This window comes from Nocardia caishijiensis NBRC 108228, assembly GCF_001612825.1.
In the GTDB taxonomy this organism is placed as follows: domain Bacteria; phylum Actinomycetota; class Actinomycetes; order Mycobacteriales; family Mycobacteriaceae; genus Nocardia; species Nocardia caishijiensis.
On record NZ_BDBE01000030.1, the window covers coordinates 114,599 to 137,499 of the forward strand.

Annotated in this window: 20 protein-coding genes and 1 pseudogene; 12 read left to right on the forward strand and 9 right to left on the reverse strand. The window is 65.7% G+C overall.

Going from position 1 to position 22,901, the window contains the following annotated elements:
* Positions 1–3: 3 nt before the first annotated feature.
* Positions 4–867 carry an SDR family oxidoreductase gene (locus tag NC7_RS13765; protein WP_067983687.1) on the reverse strand — a complete coding sequence of 288 codons (864 nt, stop codon included), beginning with the start codon at positions 865–867 and terminating at the stop codon, positions 4–6.
* A gap of 62 nt (positions 868–929) precedes the next feature.
* On the opposite strand from NC7_RS13765, the gene NC7_RS13770 reads away from it, so the two are divergent.
* Positions 930–1,655, forward strand: a complete 726-nt coding sequence (locus NC7_RS13770; protein WP_236573431.1) for a PaaX domain-containing protein, C- domain protein — start codon at positions 930–932, stop codon at positions 1,653–1,655.
* Here the strand turns inward: NC7_RS13770 and NC7_RS13775 are convergent.
* A complete protein-coding gene (locus tag NC7_RS13775; protein ID WP_174550228.1) occupies positions 1,627–2,871 on the reverse strand; it encodes a PucR family transcriptional regulator in 1,245 nt (414 codons plus the stop codon). The two genes, NC7_RS13770 and NC7_RS13775, sit on opposite strands and share 29 nt — an antisense overlap.
* A 161-nt stretch (positions 2,872–3,032) precedes the next feature.
* Between NC7_RS13775 and NC7_RS13780 the strand changes: the two genes are divergently transcribed.
* The 3 genes from NC7_RS13780 (at position 3,033) to NC7_RS13790 (ending at position 7,810) form a co-directional block, all read left to right on the forward strand.
* Positions 3,033–4,475 carry a class I adenylate-forming enzyme family protein gene (locus NC7_RS13780; protein ID WP_067982993.1) on the forward strand — a complete coding sequence of 481 codons (1,443 nt, stop codon included), beginning with the start codon at positions 3,033–3,035 and terminating at the stop codon, positions 4,473–4,475.
* Positions 4,476–4,556: 81 nt separating this feature from the next.
* A complete protein-coding gene (locus tag NC7_RS13785; protein ID WP_067982995.1) occupies positions 4,557–6,356 on the forward strand; it encodes a DUF3556 domain-containing protein in 1,800 nt (599 codons plus the stop codon).
* A gap of 41 nt (positions 6,357–6,397) precedes the next feature.
* A complete protein-coding gene (locus NC7_RS13790) occupies positions 6,398–7,810 on the forward strand; it encodes a phytoene desaturase family protein (protein WP_067982999.1) in 1,413 nt (470 codons plus the stop codon).
* A gap of 73 nt (positions 7,811–7,883) precedes the next feature.
* Here NC7_RS13790 and NC7_RS13795 read toward each other — a convergent pair whose 3' ends face one another.
* Positions 7,884–8,876, reverse strand: a complete 993-nt coding sequence (locus NC7_RS13795) for a quinone oxidoreductase family protein (RefSeq protein ID WP_067983000.1) — start codon at positions 8,874–8,876, stop codon at positions 7,884–7,886.
* A gap of 83 nt (positions 8,877–8,959) precedes the next feature.
* Positions 8,960–9,859, reverse strand: coding sequence for an SDR family NAD(P)-dependent oxidoreductase (locus tag NC7_RS13800; protein WP_067983002.1), 900 nt, complete (start codon positions 9,857–9,859; stop codon positions 8,960–8,962).
* Between the two features lie 300 nt (positions 9,860–10,159).
* Between NC7_RS13800 and NC7_RS13805 the strand changes: the two are divergent.
* Positions 10,160–10,466 (forward strand): annotated as a pseudogene (locus tag NC7_RS13805) (GYD domain-containing protein).
* On the opposite strand, the gene NC7_RS13810 reads toward NC7_RS13805, so the two are convergent.
* Both NC7_RS13810 and NC7_RS13815 read right to left on the reverse strand, forming a co-directional pair.
* The gene (locus NC7_RS13810) at positions 10,448–11,164 is read right to left on the reverse strand and encodes an alpha/beta hydrolase (RefSeq protein WP_067983004.1); all 717 of its coding nucleotides are present in this window, start codon (positions 11,162–11,164) and stop codon (positions 10,448–10,450) included. The pseudogene NC7_RS13805 and the gene NC7_RS13810 sit on opposite strands and share 19 nt — an antisense overlap.
* A gap of 143 nt (positions 11,165–11,307) precedes the next feature.
* Complete coding sequence (locus tag NC7_RS13815) at positions 11,308–12,663, reverse strand: carotenoid oxygenase family protein (protein ID WP_067983006.1); 1,356 nt, start codon at positions 12,661–12,663, stop codon at positions 11,308–11,310.
* Between the two features lie 343 nt (positions 12,664–13,006).
* On the opposite strand from NC7_RS13815, the gene NC7_RS13820 reads away from it, so the two are divergent.
* On the forward strand, positions 13,007–13,354 hold the full coding sequence (locus NC7_RS13820) for a hypothetical protein (protein WP_157101991.1): 348 nt from the start codon (positions 13,007–13,009) through the stop codon (positions 13,352–13,354).
* Positions 13,355–13,620: 266 nt separating this feature from the next.
* On the opposite strand, the gene NC7_RS13825 is transcribed toward NC7_RS13820, so the two are convergent.
* On the reverse strand, positions 13,621–14,106 hold the full coding sequence (locus tag NC7_RS13825; protein WP_159372868.1) for a TetR/AcrR family transcriptional regulator: 486 nt from the start codon (positions 14,104–14,106) through the stop codon (positions 13,621–13,623).
* A gap of 18 nt (positions 14,107–14,124) precedes the next feature.
* On the opposite strand from NC7_RS13825, the gene NC7_RS13830 reads away from it, so the two are divergent.
* The 4 genes from NC7_RS13830 to NC7_RS13840 all read left to right on the forward strand — a co-directional run bounded on the left by NC7_RS13830 (position 14,125) and on the right by NC7_RS13840 (position 16,552).
* Positions 14,125–14,928 (forward strand): FAD-dependent oxidoreductase, encoded by an 804-nt coding sequence (locus NC7_RS13830; protein WP_159372869.1) that lies wholly within the window; start codon positions 14,125–14,127, stop codon positions 14,926–14,928.
* Positions 14,915–15,055 carry a hypothetical protein gene (locus NC7_RS29125; RefSeq protein ID WP_157101994.1) on the forward strand — a complete coding sequence of 47 codons (141 nt, stop codon included), beginning with the start codon at positions 14,915–14,917 and terminating at the stop codon, positions 15,053–15,055. Before NC7_RS13830 ends, NC7_RS29125 begins: the two co-directional genes overlap by 14 nt.
* A gap of 110 nt (positions 15,056–15,165) precedes the next feature.
* Positions 15,166–15,597: a hypothetical protein gene (locus tag NC7_RS13835; RefSeq protein ID WP_067983011.1), complete on the forward strand. Its 432-nt coding sequence runs from the start codon at positions 15,166–15,168 to the stop codon at positions 15,595–15,597.
* 154 nt (positions 15,598–15,751) lie between these two features.
* A complete protein-coding gene (locus tag NC7_RS13840) occupies positions 15,752–16,552 on the forward strand; it encodes a hypothetical protein (protein WP_067983013.1) in 801 nt (266 codons plus the stop codon).
* 234 nt (positions 16,553–16,786) lie between these two features.
* On the opposite strand, the gene NC7_RS13845 is transcribed toward NC7_RS13840, so the two are convergent.
* Entirely contained in the window at positions 16,787–17,692 is a 906-nt protein-coding gene (locus NC7_RS13845) for a pentapeptide repeat-containing protein (RefSeq protein ID WP_067983015.1), read from the reverse strand.
* 126 nt (positions 17,693–17,818) lie between these two features.
* On the opposite strand from NC7_RS13845, the gene NC7_RS13850 reads away from it, so the two are divergent.
* Positions 17,819–19,717 (forward strand): ATP-binding protein, encoded by a 1,899-nt coding sequence (locus tag NC7_RS13850; RefSeq protein ID WP_159372870.1) that lies wholly within the window; start codon positions 17,819–17,821, stop codon positions 19,715–19,717.
* On the opposite strand, the gene NC7_RS29130 is transcribed toward NC7_RS13850, so the two are convergent.
* Complete coding sequence (locus NC7_RS29130; protein WP_157101995.1) at positions 19,662–20,921, reverse strand: CDP-glycerol glycerophosphotransferase family protein; 1,260 nt, start codon at positions 20,919–20,921, stop codon at positions 19,662–19,664. The two genes, NC7_RS13850 and NC7_RS29130, sit on opposite strands and share 56 nt — an antisense overlap.
* Before the next feature lie 1,168 nt (positions 20,922–22,089).
* Here NC7_RS29130 and NC7_RS13860 point away from each other — a divergent pair.
* On the forward strand, positions 22,090–22,884 hold the full coding sequence (locus NC7_RS13860; RefSeq protein WP_067983022.1) for a hypothetical protein: 795 nt from the start codon (positions 22,090–22,092) through the stop codon (positions 22,882–22,884).
* Positions 22,885–22,901: the final 17 nt, after the last annotated feature.

Genomic DNA, 22,901 nt, shown 5'->3' on the forward strand with positions numbered 1-22,901 from the left:
GGGTTACGCTCGACCGCGCTCATCGCCCTGCGGCGGGTCGACGAAGATGTCGTATTCGAGGTCGCCGGTACCGCCGTAGGGCGAGAAGTCGGTGATCCCTTCCGCGCGCAGCACATCGACGTCGAGGAACGTATTGCCGGTGACGGTCCGCGCGTCCTTGCGCAACAGCGCGACGGCAGCATCGGCCATGATCTGCGGGGTGCGGGCTTTGGCGACAGCCTCGTCGCCACCGAGGAGGTTCTGGACCGCCGCGGTGGCGACGAGGGTCTCCGGCCACAGGCAATTGCCCGCCACGCCGTGCTCGGCGTACTCGGCGGCCCAGCCGAGCGTGAGCAGGGACATCCCGTATTTGGCGAGCATGTAGGCGGGGTGGGCGCCGAGCCAGGCCGGTGCGAGGTTCAACGGCGGCGACAGGCTGAGGATGTGGGCGTTGTCGCTGCGGCGCAGATGCGGCAGGCACGCGCTGGAAAGCAGATACGTGCCGCGCAACTGGATCTGCTGCATCAGGTCGAACCGCTTGATCGGCAGTTCCTCGGTCGGGGCGAGGGCGATCGCGGAGGCGTTGTTCACGCAGTAGTCGATGCCACCGAAACGCTCGACCGCGCGGGCGACCGCATCGGCCACCGATGCTTCGTCGCGCACGTCGCCGACGACGGCCAGCGCCTGCCCACCGGCCGCCTCGATCTCGGCGGCGGCCGTGTGGATGGTGCCGGGCAGCCGAGGATCGGGCGCACCGGTCTTGGCGAGCAGCACGATGTTGGCGCCCTCACGGGCGGCGGCGACGGCGATCGCGAGTCCGATACCGCGGCTGCCGCCGGACATGATCATGGTGCGCCCGGCCAAGGGGAACGATGAGGTGGAGGTCATGCCCTGCGACATTACAATTCGGCGACGGTCGCGGCAATAGTGAAATATGTACACTCGGCTTCGTGAAATCCGCTGTCAGCGCCGCCGCCGACGTGCTCGTGCGTCCGGTGTCGGCGCGCTCGGCGGTGATCCGGATTCTGATCGCGGCCGACTCGCCGACGATGACCTCGAGCGAGATCTGCGCTGCCACTACCGCCGTCGGCTATCCCGAGGCGACCGTGCGGGTCGCGGTCTCGCGGATGGTTGCCTCGGGTGAACTCGCGCGCGACGATCGCGGCTACACCCTCGACCCCGTGCTGCGCGCACGCCGGACCGAACTCGCCGCGCCGCCTGATCATCCGTGGGACGGTGATTGGGAGCAGGTCGTCATCACCGCGGCCGGGCGACCGTCGGCCGAGCGCAGCGCCCTGCGCACGCGGTTGATGTCGTTGCGCCTGGCCGAACTTCGCGAAGGGGTGTGGCTGCGGCCTGCCAATCTCGTCCGGGAGATACCCGCCGATCTCGCCGACATCACGCTCCATTTTCGGGTGCGACCCGTCGAGGAACCCGCCGATCTCGCCGCCGCGCTCTGGCCGTTGGCGGAGTGGTCGGCCCGCGCCGAGGCACTGCTCGACGCCATCGAAAGCCCTGATCCGGCAGCACGATTCGCCGCCGTGAGCGCCGCGCTCGATCTGCTCACCACCGACCCAGCGCTTCCCGGGGTGTTGCAACCCGAGGGCTGGCCGGTGGCCGCGCTGCGGGACAAGACCTCGGCGTATCTCACCTGGCTCCGCCGACTCGGCGGGTAGCGTCGGGGAGCCCGAGTTGGGCGCAGACCAGCAGGGCGACCTCGACGTCGAGTCTGCGCTCACCGAGCGGATGACCGAGCAGCTCTTCGGCTTTGCGCACCCGGTAGTGGACGGTGTTCTTGTGGACATGCAGGCGGGCGGCGGCATCGGTGTAGCTGCCACGGGCGTCGAGGAACGCGCCGACGGTCACCCGCAGCCGCGCGGCCGTGTCGTCGGAGCCCATCAGCGCGCCGAGAACGCGCCGAGCCCACACCTGCATCTCGGGCACCCGGCCGGCGAACAGTGCGGCCAGCGCGACGTCGGAGTGGAGGACGAGTCCGTGGTGGCGGCCGGTCAGCGCGACGCCGCGGGCCTGCTTGGCGTCGCGGAAGGTTTGACGGAACCCTTCGAGACCGGTGGCCGGTTCGCCGAGGGTGATGGAGAGATTCGGGTGGGCGCGCAGGTCGTCGGCCAGGCGCGCGGTGTCGAGCACCGGGCGTGCCACCGAGGAAATCCACACCCACCGGTTGTGATCGTCGACCTCGATGGTCATCGGCGTCTTGCCGGTGGCCAGTGCCAACAGGGCGGTGCCCGCGCGCAGGGCCGCACGCGGATCACGTGTCCCCGGTGGGGTCCACAGCATCGCGAACTGGTGCCAGCCCCGAAGCGACGTCGAGAGCATCTGTTCGGCCGAGCCCACATCCAGGTCCTCGGCATCGATCACAGCGCGCACCTGCGCCGCGCGGGCGGCATCGGTGCGCGCGTCCCAGCGTCGACGTTCACTCTCGTAGATGTCGATCAAGCCCTCGATCACCTGGTCGATATAGCTGTTGACCAGGTCGGCGACGCGGGCCGCGGTGGCGAGGGCGACGTCGGTGGGCGGGTTCAGCTCCGCCAGCAGCGTCATCGTCCACTGGACGAACATGTTCTCACCGAGCCGGTACGCACGCAGCAGCGCTTCGAGTGAGAGGCCGTGCTGGGCGAAGCGTCTGGCGTACTCGGCGGCCGCGGGTGGCACGGTGATGTCGTCGAGGCCGATGGCGAGGGTGAGCATGTCGAGGATCGCGGAGAGGTTGGACTCGGTGCTGGCCACCATCAGCTGCCGCACTTCGTCGTCGTGCCGGAATTCGGGGATGACCTCGGTGAACATGGCGATCATCGTGGGGGACAGGCGGTCGAGGTCGGCTTTGATCCGGCCCGCGACCGCGCGCACGAGTGGATCGTTGTCATCGGCCATGGCCGCAGACAGTACCCCGGTGCTCGGGATGCGTTGCGGTGTTTGTGCCGTCGGCACAACGCGGCGTCGCAACGCTGGACTGTGGGCCCGTAGTCGGCGTCGAAACCCCGCCCTACCGTGAGTGATGTAACTCAGATCACATTCGCGACCGGTGAGGAATCATGCGACACATCGCCGAACTGCCCGAGGCCAGAGCCGCCGCCGATCCCCACGGACCCTGCGTCGCCGACGACCACGAGACACTGTCGAACACGCAGTTCCGCGATCGGGTCGCGACCGCCGCGTCGGTATTGCACCGGGCGGGAGTGCGCCCCGACGACGTAGTCGCGGTCGTCCTGGCCAACCGGATCGATCTCGTGGTCGTCCTGTTCGCGGCCTGGCGGCTCGGCGCCGCGCTCACGCCCGTCAATCCTGGTCTCACCGACGACGATGTCCGCTACCAGGTCGAAGACTCGGGCGCTCGGGTGGTCGTCGGCGAACACGGCAGGCCCGCAACAACTCTCGACGTCGGGACGCTGACCGAGCACACGGTCGCGGTCCCGGCTGTCGAGCCTGTCGACAGGCTGGCGCTGATCATCTACACCAGCGGCACCACGGGCAGACCCAAGGGTGTGCTGCTCGGCCACGAGAACCTCGCCGCCATGTGCGCGATGATCATCGACTCGCTCGGCCTGAACAAGGCCGACCACAGCCTGCTGATCCTGCCGCTGTTCCACGTCAACGGCATCGTGGTCAGCGTGGTGTCGCCGCTGCTGGCGGGCGGACGCACCACCATCGCCGGAAAGTTCTCCGCCTCCGCGTTCTTCGACACGGTCGCGCGGGTCCGGCCGACCTATTTCTCGGCGGTGCCCGCCATCTACGCGATGCTCCTCGCTCAGCCCGCAGGCCCGCGCCCCGACGGTTCCTCGTTGCGCTTGGCGATCTGCGGCGCCGCGCCCATGGCCGCCGAGCTCATCACCCGGTTCGAGCAGCGTTTCGGCGTGCCGATCGTGGAGGGTTACGGGCTGTCCGAGGGGACCTGTGCCTCGACTCTCAATCCGGTTACCGGCCGACGGAAGCCGGGCACCGTCGGGGTGCCGTTGCCCGGCCAGACGGTGGCGATCATGGCTGCCGACGGTGCGCTGTCGCCGCCGGGCGAGCCGGGCGAGGTCGTCGTCCGGGGGCCGAACGTGATGCGCGGCTACCTCGGCAAGCCGACGGAGACGGCCGACACCGTGGTCGACGGCTGGCTGCACACCGGTGACGTCGGCTATTTCGACGACGACGGCTACCTCGTTCTCGTCGACCGGATCAAGGACATGATCATCCGGGCGGGGGAGAACCTGTACCCCAAGGAAATCGAGAACGCTCTCTACCGGCACGCCGCGGTCCACGAAGCCGCGGTCGTCGGGGTACCCGACGACGTCCTGGGCGAGGTGCCGGTCGCCCATGTGGTCGCCGCACCGGGCGCCACGGTCTCCTCGTCGGAATTGCTCGCGCACTGCCGTGCCGAGCTCGCCGGTTTCAAGGTGCCCGCCGCGATCGTGCTCACCGAGGAGATGCCCCGCAATCCGGTCGGCAAGATCGACAAGAAGAAATTACGCGCGTTGGCCGCAAGAGTCTGAGCCGCAAGTCTTCTCGCACGAAAATCAGTGTTTCGGCCGTGATCACTCGCGCCCGGAAACAGGAGTGAAAGGGATCGAGTCATGGGTTTCAAGACGGGAGATTTTCCCCCGGTCGACACCGAAACGTTCTTGGATCTACCACTGCGCGAACGTCTTCGGACATTGGCACTGCACTGGGCGGAATACGGGTTCGGCACGCCGAAGATGATCCACACGATCTACCTCGTGAAAGTCCTCGTGCTCTACATGATCGGCGGCGTCGCCGTCGCGACGGCGACCTCGGGTGTCGGGCCGTTCTGGGATATCGCCCAGTGGTGGAACCAGCCGATCATCTACCAGAAGCTGGTCCTGTGGACCGTGCTGCTCGAAGCAGTCGGTGTCGCCGGTTCCTGGGGCCCGCTCGCAGGCAAATTCAAGCCGATGACCGGCGGCATCCTGTACTTCGCGCGGCCGGGCGCCATCCGATTGCGGCCGTGGCATCGGGTGCCGTTCACCCGCGGTGACTCGCGCACCGCGGTCGATGTCGCGCTGTACCTCGGCTTCCTGGTGTCGTTGATGATCGCGCTCGGCGCACCGGGTGTGAGCACCGCATCGCTGCTGGAAGCGTTGCCGGACAACACCTCCGGGCTCGTTCGGCCCGTCCTGCTGATCGCGCCGATCGTGCTCTACATTCTGTGCGGGTTGCGGGACAAGACGATTTTCCTCGCGGCTCGGGGCGAGCAGTATCTGCCCGCACTGGTGTTCTTCGCGGTGCTGCCCTTCACCGACATGATCATCGCGGCCAAACTGCTCATCGTGATCGTCTGGGTGGGGGCGGGAGTCTCCAAGTTCGGCAAGCATTTCACCAATGTGGTGCCGCCGATGGTGTCCAACAGCCCGTCCATGCCGTTCCGGTCGATCAAACGCGCGCACTACCGCGACTTCCCCCGCGATATCCGACCTTCGCGCGTCGCCTCGTTCCTGGCCCACGTCGGTGGCACCGCGGTAGAGGTGATCACCCCGATCGTGTTGTTGTTCTCCACGAACCACTGGCTGACGCTGGCCGGTGTCGCGATGATGGTGATCTTCCACCTCTTCATCACCTCCACGTTCCCGCTGGCCGTGCCACTGGAGTGGAACATCCTGTTCGCCTACCTCACCGTCTTCCTGTTCCTCGGCTTCCCGAACTCGAACGGCTACGGCGTCTTCGACATGTCCTCGCCGTGGCTGACGGTCGCGATCGCGGCCGGGCTCGCTTTCTTCCCCGTGCTGGGCAATTTGCGCCCGGACCTGGTGTCGTTCCTGCCGTCCATGCGTCAGTACGCGGGCAACTGGGCCTCGGCCCTGTGGGCATTCGCGCCGGGGGCGGAGGCCAAACTCAACACCATCGCGCATCGCCCCGCCGACAACCAGATCGACCAACTGCTGGCCATGGGATATCCGCCCGAGGTCGCGGAGATCACCATGCAGCAGACCATCGCCTGGCGATCCATGCACAGTCAGGGCCGCGGCTTGTTCTCCCTGCTGTACAAGCACCTTCCCGAGATCGACCGCTGGACGGTGCGGGAAGCGGAGTTCGCCTGCAACTCGTTGATCGGCTTCAACTTCGGTGACGGCCACCTGCACAACCTCGATCTCATCGACGCGGTGCAGGCGCGCGTCGGCTTCGCCCCGGGAGAATGGATCGTGGTGTGGGTGGAGTCCCAGCCGGTGCACAAGAGCACCCAGGAGTACATGGTCGTCGACGCGGCGCTCGGTGTCGTCGAACGCGGGACATGGAAGGTCGCCGACGCGGTCGCGGCACTGCCCTGGCTGCCGGACGGACCGATCGCCCACACCGTGACCTGGCGGCGTGAAGACGTCACCGACTCCCGGCCGGATGCGGTGGTTCCGGCCGAATAGTCCAGCACCGCAGCACATCCGGAAAACAGAAAGGCACGTCGATGACAACGGCGACAGTGGTCGGCAGCGGCCCGAACGGTCTGGCCGCGGCGATCACCCTGGCTTCGGCCGGTCTGGAAGTGACGGTGCTCGAAGCCGCCGACACCATCGGTGGCGGCACCCGCTCGGGGGAGGCGATCCTGCCAGGACTCCTGCACGACCACTGTTCGGCCATCCACCCGATGGCCGTCGGGTCGCCGTTCTCACGACGCGTCGACCTGGAAAGATACGGACTGCGATGGGCGTGGCCGGAACTGGACTGCGTCCACCCGCTCGACGACGGCACCGCAGGCGTCCTGCATCGGTCGGTCACCGCGACCGCCAACGGCCTCGGCGCCGACGAAAAGCTCTGGCGCACCCTGTTCGAACGCCCGGCCGCCAACTACGACCAGATCAGTGGAGACATCATGCGCCCGCTGCTCCGGATTCCCCGGCACCCGATCCACTTGGCCCGCTTCGGTATTCCGGCGACCGTGCCGGCCACGCTGCTCGCGCGCGCATTCCGTACCGAAGCGGGACGTGCGCTCTTCGGCGGTGTCGCGGCACACGCCTTCCAGCCGCTCGGGCGACCACTCAGTGCCAGCATCGGGCTGGGCATCCTGACCGCGGGACATCGTTACGGCTGGGCGGTGGCGGTCGGCGGCTCCCAGCGAATCGCCGACAGCATGGCCGACGTCTTGGCCGATCACGGCGGCAAGATCGAAACCGGCGTCCGCGTGCGCTCGATCGCCGACCTACCGCCCTCCGACATCACCATCTGGGATCTGGCGCCGACAGCGGTGGCGGAGATCCTCGGCGAGCGACTGCCGTCGCGGGTTGCCCGCGCGTACCGGCGCTTCCGTTACGGCCCCGGTGCTTTCAAGGTCGACTTCGCCGTCGAGGGTGGCGTTCCGTGGAGGAACGAGGACGCCCGGCGCGCGGGCACAGTGCATCTCGGTGGCTCCTTCGCCGAGATCGCCGCGGGGGAACGCGACATCGATGCCGGACGAATGCCCGAGCGCCCCTTCGTCCTCGTCGGCCAGCAGTACCTCGCGGATCCCGGGCGGTCGGCGGGTTCGATTCACCCGGTATGGACCTACGCGCACGTCCCCAACGGGTACACCGGTGATGCCACCGACGCGATCGTCACCCAGATCGAGCGCTTCGCACCGGGTTTCCGGGACCGTGTGGTCGGTACGACCACCCGCACCACCACAGAGTTCGCCGAGTACAACGCCAACTACGTCGGCGGCAACATCATGACCGGCGCCAAGGACCTGTCCCAGTTGCTCTTCGGGCCCCGAAAGACGCTGCAGCCCTACGATATCGGTGTGCCCGGCCACTATCTGTGCTCGGCGGCCACCCCGCCGGGTCCCGGCGCCCACGGCATGTGTGGTGTCAATGCCGCCGAACGGGCATTGCGACAGCTGCGCTGAAGGGAACCGAGTGGTCGCCCTCGCGGCGATCACGCGCACACCAGCGCATCGATCACGCGACGTGGTGGGTGCCTCAGCCGTCGGTCATGCGGATGACGATCTTTCCGACTGCTTCGCCCGATCGCAGGCGATCGGCGGCCTGCCGGAACTCTGCCAGATCTACGGTGCGGTCGATCACCGGTCGGATCTGCCCGCGGGCGACGGCAGGGATCACCTCGGGCAGGAGTGCGGCGATGACGTCGGCCATCTCCTGGTCGCGGGTGAAGCCGAACGAGACTCCGTGCACGGTGAGGTGGCGGTAGGACAAGGCGTCGAGGTCGATGGTGGCGGCAGGGCCGGCGAGGCGGCCGATATTGACGACGTGACCGTCGACCTTGGTTGCGGGCAGACAGTGGGCGAACGTCGGGCCTGCGATGTGGTCGAGCACCACGTCGACGCCCTGCCGGTCGGTCGCGTCGAGAGTGGCTTCGGTGAGGTCCTGTTCGTCGGTGACGATCACCGTGTCGACCCCCGCCTCGGCCAGCAGTTCGCGTTTGGCGGCGGTCCGTGTGGTTCCGATGACGTGCGACGCACCGAGAGCCTTGGCCAGTTGGACACCGATGAGTCCGATCCCGGTGGACGCGCCGGTGATGAGCATGCTCTGCCCAGCGGTGAATCCGGCGACGGCGAGCGCGCCGTGTTCGGTGAGCAGCCCGGTCGGCAGCGCGCAGGCCACGGCGGGATCGAGACCGTCGGGACGGGGGAGGACGAAGCGTTGATCGGCCACGACATAGTCGGCGAACGACGACGGAATCGAACCCATCACCTGATCGCCTATCCGCCAGCTGTGCACGCCGTCGCCGAGCGCGACAACGTCACCGGCGTATTCGAAGCCGGCGATGAACTCGTTGCCGTGTCCGCCGTGGGTCGGGTCGGCTGCGGCGAGCATCGGCAGGTCCGCATTGTTGGTGGCCGCGGCCAGGTTGCGGATCAGGATCTGACCCGGTTTCGGCTGCGGGCGCGGGACTTCCCGCAACACCCAGTCGGGGCCGATTCCGGAAACGAGTGCGCGCATCGTGTCGGTCATTCGTGCTCCTCCGGTGGCTGGGTCCGCGGTGCGTCGGAGCTCGGGCCGGGATGAGAACGGTGCCCACCCCGGCCCGGTTCCGCTCAGTTGAACAGGTCGAGCAAGGAACCCTCGTTCTCGCTGCCGATGATTCCGACCGGCTTGCTGCTGGCATCATCGACGATCGCGTCGAGGTTGGCCTGGATGTCCTCCGGCGTGGCCTCGGGATTCGTGTAGCCGTCGTTCATCGTGAGCGCGAAGCGCTGCATCAAACCGCCCTGGCTCAGGAGCGTCTCGCCGGTGATGGAACAGTCCTCGTGCGCGAGGTAGGCGACCGTCGGGGAGACCATCTCGGTGGTCATCGTCTGCTCGAGCTTCTGCTTGAGCTCGTCGGGGATCTCCGCCTCCGCCGCCATGCGGGTGTAAGCGGTAGGGGCGATCGCATTGACGCGGATGCCGACCTTCAGCGCCTCCATGGCAAGAGTCCGGGTGAACGAGAAGACGGCGCCCTTGGAAGCGACGTACGCGCTCTGCTGTTCGAAGCCGACCAGGGTTGGCGAAGCGGTGTTGACCACCCGTCCCGCGCCCGACGCGATGAGATGCGGCCACGCAGCGGCCGTCACGGCAGCGGTGCCGAGGAAATTGACCTCGATGTGCTGGCGAATGCCGTCGATCGCGTCCGGGCCGAAGGGCGTCATGTGGTTGATGCCCGCATTGTTCACGACGATGTCGAGGCGCCCGAAGGCATCGATCGCGGTCTGCACGATCGACTCGGCGCCGGTGGTCACATTGTCGTAGTTGGCCACGGCCTTTCCGCCCGCCGCGATGATCTCGGAGACCACGGTGTCGGCGGGGGAGGTGTCGGACCCCTGCCCGGCGGCAGAAGATCCGAAGTCGTTGACAACGACCGATGCCCCCCGTGAGGCCAGCAGCAGCGCGTGCGAACGGCCGAGCCCCCGGCCGCCGCCCGTGACGATGGCGACCTTCCCGTCGAAACGCAACATGGTCTCTCACTTCCCTCCATGCGTGGCATGGACGCAGGTCGATGAGCCGCAGGGTGACCCATCGGGATTTAAAATATATTTAATAGTATATGGCGCCTATCGCGCCGACGCGCAAGCGATCGGCGAAATCAGCTCGCGGGGGTGGTGAGGTCGGCGCGGCTCGGATGGTGGAGTTGCCGAATCGGCTAGGGTCGCCATTGCCCCGCGACGTGGCGGCGCCGTGTGGGTTCACGGGGAAGGTTCGTCTCGACCGACTGCCCGGTCGAGGCGAACCGCGCCGCCCTCGGCAATGGGGCGAGAGTGGCGCGCGTCAGCTATTTCCAGGAAGGTGCCCAAGGGCTGCTCGCGCAGGGCGGAAGCGCCCGCCGTGGAACGATCACGGAGATGGTGGAGAGTGTCGTGGGTTCGGTGGAGTCGTGTTACTTCGCCTTCGGGGAAGACGATCTGTTCGTCATCGGTGACGTTCCTGACGACGTGGCGGCTGCGGCGCTCGCGATTCGTACCGCGGCCACCGGTGCCGCGATCTCGCACACGGTCCGTTTTGCTGACGCCGGCTCAGATCGATGAAGCCGTCGCGTTGAATGTCACCTACCGGCCGCCGACGTAACAGCCCGCACGGCAGGAACGCCGTGTCCGACGCTCGGGGCGGCGTGGTCCCGGGCGGTGTCCGACAGTGAACCGTTCCGGCGACATCTCCCCGGTGAGGAAGTCGACGATCGTTTCGGCTACGGCGCGGTGGGCGGGTTCGTGGAGCAGATCGTGCCCGGCATCGGGAACTTCCCGCAGGGTGACCGTTGGCTGATCCGCGCACCACATTCTGATCGTGTCGATCCTGGCCCGCCGATCGTCACGTCCGTGCAAGGCGAGGGTGGGAACTCCGGGCCCCGGAACGGCGAGGGTGTGCGCCAGTTCCGGGGTTCCGGTGAGGACGACTCGCGAAATGTCCCGCACTCCATGAGATGTCGCCTGCATCGCGATGAGCGCCGTCCCCGCGCCGAGGGAGTGTCCGACCAGTGCAAGCGAGACGGAAGAGTCCGCGGATCGAGCGATGGCGGTCAAGTGCAATGCCGCAGCGGCGAGATCTTCGATCGGCGGGATATCATCGAACGTGCCTTCGCTGAGTCCGTGTCCTGGGTGGTCGATGCCCCAGACGTCGATGTGGTGCCGAGTGAGGAATCTGGCGAACCGGTGGTAGTCCGCACTCTGCTGCCCGAGGCCGTGGAGAAGGATCACGGCCATCTGTGGCTGTGTTGCCTGCCACCGCCGGTAGTGGACCAGCCCGTTCGGTCCATCGAAGAAGAGCACAGTCGAAGTGTGCCAGAAGTAAGCAAAGCCTTACCTGTGTGGCAGGTCACACCAGACTCGGCCGATGCCTCCACCTACGGATTCCGGCGTGAACGCGACCTCGTGGGGCTCTCCTCACGAACCTGCCGCCGTCGGCCATAGGGTCATCCTCGATTTCTCGGAATCCAATTGCCGTGGAATCCGTTCGGTACCCGAACAGGAAGCCGCACCTCGGCGATCGGCCCACCGCTCAGGTCTGCGGCATCGATGATCGCCAGATGGCTGGTGTCACGGGCGCGGTCGTGGACGAAGGTCATCAGGTATCCGTCGTCGTCACCGGCGGTCTCGGCGCGCGGCACGAACACCGCCTCTCCGCAGGTGTTCCCGGTGGGCAGTCGCAGCACCTGGCGAGCACTGCCACGGCTGAAGTCGTATTTGTAGATCTGGGAGTGCGCCGGTCGCGGGTCCATGGAGAAGCTTGTGACGTAACCGAACCGGTAGGGCAGCCCGACGTCGGCGTCGGCGACCCGCGGGTACTCGATATCGGCATCATCGAGCGGCTCCTCGGTGACCGCGCCTGAATCGAGGTGCAGTGTCCAGCGATGCAACCGCGGCAGACCGCCGGTGCGATCGGCGGGTCCATCGCGCCACAGGGACGGCATGCGGCCGCCGACGACCACGATGGTGTTTCCGGCGTCGAAGGCGTTCATCGTGTGCCACATGTAGCAGGGCTCGACCTCGAACCAGCGCACGGCCCCACCGTGTCGGGGCATGACTCCGAAGCGGGCGCCGTGCGTATCGTCCCATCGCCACGGCAACCCGGCGGCCGTGGCGACCGGGTCGAACACCACCGGCAGGTCCAAAAAGATCACCGCCGTTGCGGTGATCGCGAAGTCATGCATCATCGTCGCCCGGGGAACGGTGATCTCTTTCGCCTGCAACAGATCTCCGTTCGCCGCGGCTCGGTAGTAGGTCAGGAACGGGGGACGTTGCCGGGCTCCGAAGAACATCAGTTCGCCGGTAGTCGGGCAGATCTTCGGGTGCGCGGTCATCGGGGTGCGCAGTGCGTCGCAGAAGGTGAACGGCCCCACTGTCTCGAGCTCGGGGGTGATCTCGTAAGGGAAACCTCCCTCCTCGAGCGCCAGGACTCGGCCCGCATGGGTGATCACGTGGGTGTTGGCCGTGGTCACGCGGAAATCTATGGTGCCGTCGACCGGGTGGAAGGCGAGCTGAAATCGCGACTTGCCGGGATTCTCCGACAGCGGGGTCCGCACGTATCGATTGCGATACCAGGTGGCGCGGCCGTCGGCCAGGGACACCGCGTGCACCATGCCGTCACCAGCGAAGTAGTGCGTCGAGGTTCCCGTGCGCGGATTCGGTCCGTTGCGCACGAACACTCCGTCGAGGTCGCGGGGGATCTGGCCGGTCACTGCGGTCGGCTCCACAGTCACTTCCTCGGTGACCGGACTGTTGTTGCCTATCAGGTGCAGGGGGCCGTCATCGCGCTGTGTCGTCGTCACTCGCTGTACTCCTGTTTCGTCGTCGGAACGCCAGAGTGCATCGAGAACCGGCGCAGAAACAGTCTTGTTCTTTTCGATACCGTCAGCCGGTCGCAGTATCCGCTGGTCCCAGCGTTGCGAATTCGGGTGCCTATTGTGAGTGGGCAGGAGTCAGCCTCCGACTTGTCCTCGAATCGGGGTAGGGACGCGTCAGGTCGCTGCCCGGATGAAACTTTCTCGCCCCGCTCCTGTAGGCGCTGGAAATTTCTCAATACTTCGGCTCGGAAGCTGTGGGCTTTCCAGGCAATGTTTTTCAGGGCTCGAAGGGGTGTCTACTGGATTTACCCGCCATCTGGAGATTTCGGTGTTGATCAACCTGTTCGGCGGGAATTCCGAGGAGAATCGAATGAACGACAGTGCTGTCTTCGTCGTCGACCGGCTGCAACTCGCCGGCATCGTGAGTGCCGCCCACGCGAGAGCTCTGGACATCGCTACCGCCCACGGTCTCCGGATCGTGCACACCATCGTCGAACCCGGCACAGACTTGGAGTCGTTGCTCGAGTACATCGACACCCATGGGATCGCTGTAGCCATCACTCCCACGTATCGACATATCCAGAACAACCCGACCTGGGTACGTACCCGCTGCGATCTGATCACCACGGATCCGCCGTCCTACCAGCGCCGCCAACGACGCCTGGTCCTCTCCTGAACCGCGGCGAACGCGACATGACCGGGCCGGGCCCGAATGCCGTTACGGTCGGCTCCCATTCGCCTCGAGCGTCTGCTTTCTCGGTCGGCCCGAGCGCAGCGCGGTCGAGGGTGGGGCATTCGACTCGCCGATCAGGGCGGCATCTGCTGCCTACGAGCGCGGGGAGCCGGGGTTCTGGGCGGTCGTTTCGTGTTCGGTTCGGCGTCTCGTCGACGCCGGGCTCAACCGGTCACGGTTGCATCGTGGCCGCGTCAAGAAGGCAAGCCCTAACCGACCGTGACCGACAATGTCGGCTTGCCATCCGACGATCCACCCTTCTGCGTGAGGTATCCCCACATTTCGTCGATCATCGGTTGTAGCAACAGTGTTCCGAACTGGCGCACCATCAGTCCGATGATCTGTGTCGATTCCGGGCGGTTTGTCGACGCGAGACCCGCCTCGCGTAATTTGGCCACCTCGCTGCGGCTCAGTTCGGTGAGTCGCTCGAGCAGCCGACCCGAGCCTCGCGGATCCAGCACGGTCCGCCGGATGTAGTTCACCACCGACGGGTGTGTCTCGAGCATTCGCCGCACCGATTCGTCGCGGCGCGAGGCGATCTCCGCGGGTGTGCCCACGTCGGGCACTGCCGCGATCGCCAGAGCGTAGTAGTCGACAACCAGTTGCTCCACCGCCACGCGCAGGCCGTCCTTGGTTTTGAAGTGATGCTGCACCAACCCCACCGTCACCCCGGCCGCCGCGGCGACGCCTCGCATCGAGACACGGTCTTCGCCGTGTTCGGCGTACAGGTCGAGCGCGGCGTTGCGGATGCGGGCCTTCGCGGTGAGGTCGTCGTCGCTGGCGTCCAGGACAAGAGCGCGGATGTGCGGCGGACGGTGTCGGCTCGATACATGGTGGTGTGCACAGGTTTCGGCCCCAAGCCCTACATTCCGGCACTGCCGGGCCTCGACAGTTTCGAGGGCGAGGCCTACCACACGGCCCGATGGCCGCAGGACCGCGAAGTCGCCCTCTCCGGCCGCCGCATCGGGGTGATCGGTAACGGCGCTTCAGGCGTCCAGGTGATGCAGGAGGCCGCCCAGTTCGCCACCGACGTGACGCTGTTCCAGCAAACCCCGAATCTGGCACTGCCGATGCGCCAGCGACCCTCGACTCCCGAGGACGCGCAATTGGCCGAGGCGATGGCTTCGCGCAATAACCATTTCGCCGGTGTCGACTACGACCTCCTCGAGAAAGCGACTGCCGATGTGTCCGACGAGGAGCGCGAATCCACCTACGAAAAGCTCTGGGAAATGGGTGGATTCCGGCCCTGGCTCGGGAACTTCAACGACTTGTTCTTCGACCTCGACAGCAACCGGCTGTTCTACAATTTCTGGCGCGACAAGACCCGTGCGCGGATCGAGAATCCGGATCTGTGGGAAATCCTCGCACCGACCGAGCCGCCGTATCCTTTTCGGCGTCAAACGTCCGTCTCTGGAACAGCGATACTACGAGATCTTCAACCAGGACAACGTGCACGTCGTCGACCTGCAGGCGAACCCGATCGTCGAGTTGACGCCGAAGGGGTTGCGCACCGCTGACGGCACCGAGCACGAACTGGAACTGCTCGTGCTCGCGACCGTCTTCGACGCTGTCACCGGGGGCATAACCGCCATCGACATCCGCAATGCCGCAGGGGATTCGATGACGCTGTCACCGGGGGCATAACCGCCATCGACATCCGCAATGCCGCAGGGGATTCGATCGCCGATTCCTTCGCCGACGGCGCGCCTACAGCGCTGGGGTCGGCGACAGCCAGCTTTCCGAATCTGCTGTTCGTGTACGGCCCACAGAGCCCGTCGGCATTCTGCAACGGGCCGACCGCGGCCGAGGCGCAGGGCGCATGGATCGTCGAGTTTCTCGACTACCTGCACCGCAACAACATCACCCGCGTCCCGGCCACGCCCGAAGCGGAGCAGCGGTGGGGAGCGACGAGGTCCGATGATCCGCTGATGTCGTCGGTTTCTCAAGGATCTCTCAGATCGACCCGTATTGAACCCCCACAGGTTCCTACCTGCGGTTTTGCGACTTACCAGACTCGGCTGACCTCCGTGGCTCACGGCTATATGTGCAGGTCAGAGTCCGGAGGGCGATTCGACCACTACGCACACCAGCTGATTCGGCAGACATCGTTGGCTCAGCTCGCCGATCCCGGCGAGCTCAGATTCAGCTGCGACGGCGCCGCGGCAGTCGATCACCTTTCCCGGTGACCTCGCTGAGGCCAGCGTTGCACCGGGCACCGCGGATTTGATGGGGCGTGTCCGGTCCTCGCACGCGTGCTTGCTGCATGATCGGGAGTTTGCGCGGCGACACGGAACCCCTGCCGACGGCTGGTTGATCGAGCGATTCAGCAAGTGCGGGTTGATGGTCAACTCCGACGTCGAGCCCGGCGCGGGCTATATCTTCGAGTTGTCGCTTGCCGATGCATATTTCAGCATCGACCGCGACCAGGACATCGCCGAAGCGGTCGGTGGTCATGAGGTGTTCCGGTCACGAACCAGCTACGGCACCCACGACTGCACCTACTACCTTCCGATCGGCAAGACAGGGTTCGCGCACGGCGTGCGCGGTCGGCGTGTCCATTCCCCCGGCCAGCTCAGCGAATGGCCTGCGCGCTGCGAATCCACCAAGGAGTACCTGGGTGCTCTGGCGGATACATTGATCGAGATGCCTCCGCGTGACATCGGCGCATCGCCTGGCTCACGGTCCCTGGTGCAGAAGAATCCCTGCGCGGCTGATGCGAAGATGCGGGATTTGTTTCCCGGCTGGAACGGTGGACCGACCGAGTGGAGCAGCGCGTACTCGTGCACTATCGACTCGAGCAAGCCGGGGGACCCCTACAAGATCACCGTCACAGCGACGTTCATGCGTAACAACGAGCAAGCCGCGGTACGACCGGAAGACCGGGTCGTCACGCACGACGGTCTGAGTGGGGTCGAATACCCTTCGACGGGAAACGCTGCACTGCTGGCACCCAACAAATGTGGCTACGCGCTGACCTATGTTCCGGCCGCGGTGCCGGGGGCAGCCACGGCGCACGTGGTTAGTCTGTCGGTGGACGCTGCCCCGCACAACCCGCTGGCTGCCAGTTGGCCTGCTGCGCCGTTCGACATGTGCGAGCAAGCTCGGGCGGTCAGCACTGCGGTCCTGGCAGGCATCGGCTGACAGCCGACCACCCGGTGGTCGCCACCCCCTCGTAGTCTTCGTAGGTCGTGATCGGTTGTGGTGCATGATGTTCGGTCGTGACCGACCAACAATCGTTGCGTTTGGTGCCCGTGGGGTCAGCGGACGGTATTTGAAGCAGTGGGAGCCGGACTGGCTCCGTTGGGTGGCACCGAACAGGCGGCAACGGTGTGTTCACGCAGCCAGCGGCTCAGGGGACAGCAGAGATCCGGCGGTTCAGCCCGTGGACGGTGGGAACTGCGTCGTCGAGTCGGTAATGGCCTCGCTGAGTTGGCGTGGTGTGATCCCGATCGCGTCACGAAGGTCCGCGCCCTTCAGATTGGCTCCGGTGAGCTTCGCCTCCGCCAGCGCTGCGCCCCTGAAGTCTCCGGCGGAGAGATCGGCGCCTGTGAAGTCGGCGCCGTTGAGCCGGGTCTCACGGAAGTTCGCTCCATGGCAGGTGGCCTCGGTCAGGTTCGCCTCGATCAGGTCGACATGATCGAGCATCGCGGAGGCGAGGTCGGCACGGGAGAGATCAGTGCGACTGAGGTCGGCGCCGGTGAGCCGCGCCTTCGGGAGGTAGAATTCGTGCAGATCGGCTCCGGGGACCCGGATTCCCGTGAGGTCGAGCGGCTCCTCGTGGGCGCGTGAACCCTTGTCGGGATGTGGCTGGCTGCGCAGCACCCCGAGTGCGACCGCGATGTCGCCCGGCAGGTGGTCAGCGGATTGATGCGTGGCGTGCTCGCGCAGCATGTGGGCGAGAAGCTTGCGTCCCCGATTGCGTTCGCGTGGTGCGTCTTCCATGAGCGCTTGAATCGCCCAGGCGCCGCCCGCACGAGTGACAGATTTGTCGGAGTCGAGGTGTGTCACCGCAGTGTTGAAGCGATCGATATTCTTGCTGCTCCGGTCCAGTTGGACTTTCATCGCGGTGTAGACGACGGTCGCGGCACCGACACACAGGGCGAGGACGGGCACGAATTGTCCGCGCAACGCGGCAGCGGCGGCGAGGCTGTCCTTGTCGTCGAGTCGCTGGAGCTGATCGGCTGCCAGCCACACGGGCAGCTGATAGATCAGGTACAACAGGCACACGGTGGCTGCGATGCTACCGAGCCCGAGAATCAGCAGTTTCGGTCGTGTCGTCATGGCCGTCCCGGTGTCGTAGAGTGCTCAGTGTTCGGGGTGACTGTACGTGGGCGACGGGTTGGGGCGATGGCGCGGTCGAGATCGAATCTGCTACTACCAGAACGCAATACGGGTTTCGTCAATCAGGTGGGCGTGCTCGGCGATGCGATCGCGCACATCTTCGATCGGGCTGCGAACCAGATGGTCGTGATCGCAGGACCGCCGGGATCGGGAAAGTCCGCGACGGCGATCGAGCTGGCGCACAAGGTCGGCACGCGGTTTCGGGACGGGGTGCTGTACTTCGACTTCGCCACTGCCGGTGAGCATCCCGAATCGGTCGCCGAATTACTGAAGTGGGCATTGCTCGAGCTCGGCGTGGGTGAAGAGATCCCGGACGACCCGGGCATGCGGCGATCAATGTACGCGGCGCGAACGTCGGGCGGGTCCTATGTCATCGTTCTGGACGGGGTTCTCTCCGACAGTCAGGTGAATGCGCTTCGCCCCGGCCCGGGAACCTCGCTGCTGTTGGTCACCGAGACTCGTGCGGTCACGAGAGTCACCAGTGGCAAGCTGTTCGTAGTCGACGAGCTGGCCGAGCAGGAAGCGCTGCAGATCTTCGCCGGAGTAGCTGGAACGGACCGCGTTGCCGCCGAGCACGATGCGGCCCGAGAGATCGTCCGGCTGTGCGATCACCTGCCACTGGCGCTTGTTGTCGCCGGTTCCACCGTATGTCGGATCGCGCGGCGCCACACGACACCGTTGGCCGACATCGCCACTCGGCTCCGCGATGAGCGCCGTCGCCATACCGTATTCACCCCGAATGTCGTGTTCGGTGCGGCCTACAGTGCCCTGCCCGGCCCAGTTCAACGGTGCTACCGGGCGCTCGGGTTGCGATGCCACGGTGCGACGATGACCGCGGAGAGCATGGCCGCCGCACTGGATGCCCAGGACTGGGAGGCCGAAGACTGGCTCAACGTGCTCGCCGACAATCACCTGATCCGGGCGGCGAACGACCGCTACAGCGTCCGTGAGCTGGTTGTCGACCACACCCGTGAGATAGACGACAGGCCCGCGACGCAACGTCGAGATGAGGAAGCTCGGCTGATCCACTACTGGGATGTGCGGATCACCGCTGCCGACACCTTGCTGGCCCCCGCACGCCCGTGGCGGCCGCTGCTGTTTCCCGGACTCACAGCTGCGGCGTGGTTCACCGATTCGCAGCAAGCTCGGAAATGGCTGCTCATGTCGCGGCGAAGCATCATGTCCGCAGCCGAGTACGCCGTCGAAAGAGGCGACGGCGACATCGTTGTGCGGTGGTGCGTGCTGCTGTGGCCGTTCTATGAGAAGGAGAAGCTGCTCGACGACCTGCTCGATCTCCACACGCTGGGGATCCGGGACACGACCGACCCGATCACGTTGGCCGTGTTGCACATGCAAATCGGGTACGCGCATCTGTGGCGACGGCACTTCGCGTCCGCAGTAGTCGAATTCGCAAAGTCGCTCGAGCTGTCGGACAATCGTGAGGTGACGGGGAGCGCGCTCGAAGGGCTCGGTTTGGCCGAGTTCGGGCAAGGTGATGTCACAGGCGCACGGGTCTCATTGCGTCGCAACCTCGAAATCGCCCGCGAGACAGGAATTGCCCGGCGGATCGCGCTGGCGGTGTTCCACCTTGCCAAAACTGAGCCCGCAGACGTGGCATTGCTGTTGCTGACGGAGGCGCGCGCCGCGTTCCTCGCCGAGCCGACGGACGAAGCCGAGAATGTGGCGAAGGTGCAGTACTGGCAGGGGCGTAAGTTCGCTGAACGAGATGATCACGCTGCGGCCGTCCTCGACTACAGGGCGGCGTTGGGGATCATGTCGGATCGACGCCGCGTTTTCGATCAGGCCGAGATCTACGTGGCGCTCGCCGAATCGACGTGGTCGCTGGGTGATGCCGCGGAAGCAACGAGGTTGTTCGAACGGGCCATCACCTTGTACCTGGACTCGGGTTTCACAGATCTGGCTGAGCAGACGCGAATGAACCGTGACCGACTGTGCGCACCGTGACGACAAGGATGCGGTCGGCGCAGTCGATTTCCCATTCACCGGCGAATTCGCTCAGCGGCCGACTTTGAGCAAGGTGGTGGCACGCCAGCGGCGTAACGAGTGGAAGATGACACGCATCACCGGTCGCCGTCACGATCGTGCCTGTGCGGTCCCCGAGATACCACACGCCCGCCTCGTCGGGTGCCGCGGCGAGCATCGAACCGGGTAAAGCTGCCAAGGTTTCGGCGATCCACGCGGTCGTTTGGCTGCTGGGGTCGCCGACTACAGCATCGGCCAGCTGCATCCACCGTCGGCGCGGCTCCGTGGTGCCGACGACTATGTAAGTTCCGCGAGGGGTCTCGTACCCCGAGCGCAACCGCTCCGCAGGGTACCTGATGATGCTCGCGGTCCGGTTTCTGCCGGACCTCACCACAGCCAGGTAGGAATGCGGGGCGTGTAGCGGTTGACTCGGCATCGGGAGTGCGGACAGTTCGGCCGGTTCCGCAGGCTCCGGGAACTTCATCGTGCGATACATCAGCGAGCGCAGATTGGCTGGACTGGCATCGGGCTCGGATGTCGTGAAGGTGGTGATGGGAGAATAGCGGTCCGGATCGTGATCGATGATCACGTCGCGAATCTGAGTGGCGAGGTCGCCGCGAATGTCAATTCTCGGGGCTGTATCGAGTAATTTCGCAATGGGCGATCGAGGATCTACCGATTCGACGGGCGCGGTGGCGAGAATCAAGGGAATTCCCAACGCTGCCGAATAAAAGGGAACCGAGCCGTGATCGCCGACCACGATATCGGCGGCTATAATTGCCGTGCGCCAGGCGTCGACATCCTTCGGTATTGTCACACCTGCGCGTCGGGCTGCGGCAGTGTACTCGCCGAATTGCCACGATGAATGACCGGCAACGATGTTGGGGTGTGGAGCGAGTAGGATTCTGAACTCGTCGAAAGGTAATTGTTCTGCCAGCCGGAGAAGGAGTCCGGGGGCCGCGCCCAGCAGGGATTCCGGGCCCCAGGTCGAGGAGACCACCACCAGCTTCTGGCCGGGGGAGAGTCCGAACGCCTGCCGATAGGACGGGCGGAGTGCTCGACTTGCGCGCATTCGATCGAAGCAGATATCTCCGGCGACAACCGCTCGCGGTTCGGCAGCGGGACATGATGCACGCAGGCGATCTGCTTGTTCGGTATGGGAGAGAACGATTGCGGTCGGTACCACGGCGCCGTTGTGTAGAAGCCATTCAGGAGAAAGTCCAAAAGCTCCCTGCTCCCTGCTCCCTGCTCCCTGCTCCCTGCTCCCTGCTCCCTGCTCCCTGCTCCCTGCTCCCTGCTCCCTGCTCCCTGCTCCCTGCTCCCTGCTCCCTGCTCAGGTATTTATTGTATCCCATTCCATGTGGGATTACGATGAGTGGTGATTTCAATGCATGTAGGTTGCCGCCGTAACTCGCGGATATAGCGAGGTCGAATCGGTGTGCGGTGGCTTCGGTCCAAGGAATCGTAGTGACGCCGCGTGAATCGAGGAATTCGGTGGTGCCGTTGTCGAACGCGGACGATTCGGTGCGCGTAAAGGTGACACGGACTCGGGGGTCTTCAGCGATGAGTGGCAGGGTGTCGAACAGGCGGGTCGCGGCAGTGACATTGTGTGTGACGGCAAGGACGGATCGCTGTGCCGTATATGTATCCCATTTTGCGCCTCGGCCGAGCGGTGAGCGAGGGGTGGGATGTCTGGGTGGCACGCTGAGCGATCGTAGCCAATAGGCAGAGGAATGCCACAATCAGCAATCGGCAATCAGCACTTGTGCATGAGTGCGTCGAGGTCGGGGGCGGCCTCGTGCCCGGTCGGGCCGACTGGGCCGGGTCGTGAGGTGACTCGCGGGCAGCGCCGCAGCCGGGGTGAGAAGTGCGGCGTCGAGAGGGTGAGGTCCAGCCGTTCCGCTCCAACCACGCCGGTGGATCGGAGCCGTGAAGTCGTCGACGGTGGCGGGTCGGACGGGAGCGGCCGCCCCGCGCTGTCGTCGCGGATGCCCGTGCCCGACGGTCACTGGGCGCCTGCGTCACACCCGGCCAGGGTGGCCGTGGCGCGCAGGATCGTGTCGTCCTCGGCGAAGCTGTCGAAGTACCCGACGATCGTCATCGGGTCGCCACGTTCGCTCGATGGTGGTTCCGGCTCACCCGTACGGCACCTCCCGTGGGAGTTCGATCGGAGAAGGGACGTGTGAGGATAGCCGCCGAAATGTTCGGCCGCAGGTGAGATGTACGGCGCGACAGCCGACCGGGTTGCGCATCACGGGCAACTAGGGCACTCTTAACGCAAATTCTAATAGCGTTAACGTTGCCCGTTCGGGCTGAACACCTCGTATGTCGCCGCCAGGAAGGCAGGACCGTTCATGATCGATCCGAACGACATTCGCGCGACCATCGGACAGCGTGTCCTGACGCGGGATCACGTTCTCCAGTGGGAATCGCGACGCGCCGACACCGTGCTCGCGAAGTTCGCCGCACGCCTGGGTGCGCTCGGTGCAGGCGAGATCCTCCACGACCTCTCGATCCGCGAATTGCGAGGTGCGCCGCTGGAGGCGCGCCGATCCGCCCTGCTCTCGCTCAAGACCCAGCTGGGGCATGCGGGCACGTATGCGATGCTCAAGCGCGAACTGGCGATCTCGGAGCGGATCGCGCGGCTCGCGGTCGCCACGAGCCGAGGTCGGGTCAAGTACTCGGTCACCCATCTGCGGGTGCCGGGACTGTCGGCACAGCGATTCGCCGACTGGTTCGACAATCTGGTCGTGATCGACGACGAGGCCGAGATGAATTCGGCCTGTCCGGACCACTACCTGCTGCGTGGGTTGCCGGACGGCCGTCAAGAAGTCGTCGAAACCACGGGCGGTTCCCCGGCTGCCACCCGATTCCTCGTCGACTACCAGCGCACCGACACAGTCAGCGTCCCTGTCGACCCGACCTACCCAGTCCAGATCGCCGGTACGGCTCTGCTCGACGACGGCTTGGTCATCGGCGGGGTTCGACATCAGTTCCGCGACCGCGACGGCGCGCTCGAAGCACTGTTGACCGCGCAGTTCCCCTCGGCGGTGCCCGCCAGGAACATCCATCAGCACCAATGGCATCTGGCGTGCGAGTTCAGCAACTGGATGATCGCATCGGCTCCGTACGCCGCGACCACCCGATGAACCTCGACCCGGGTCAG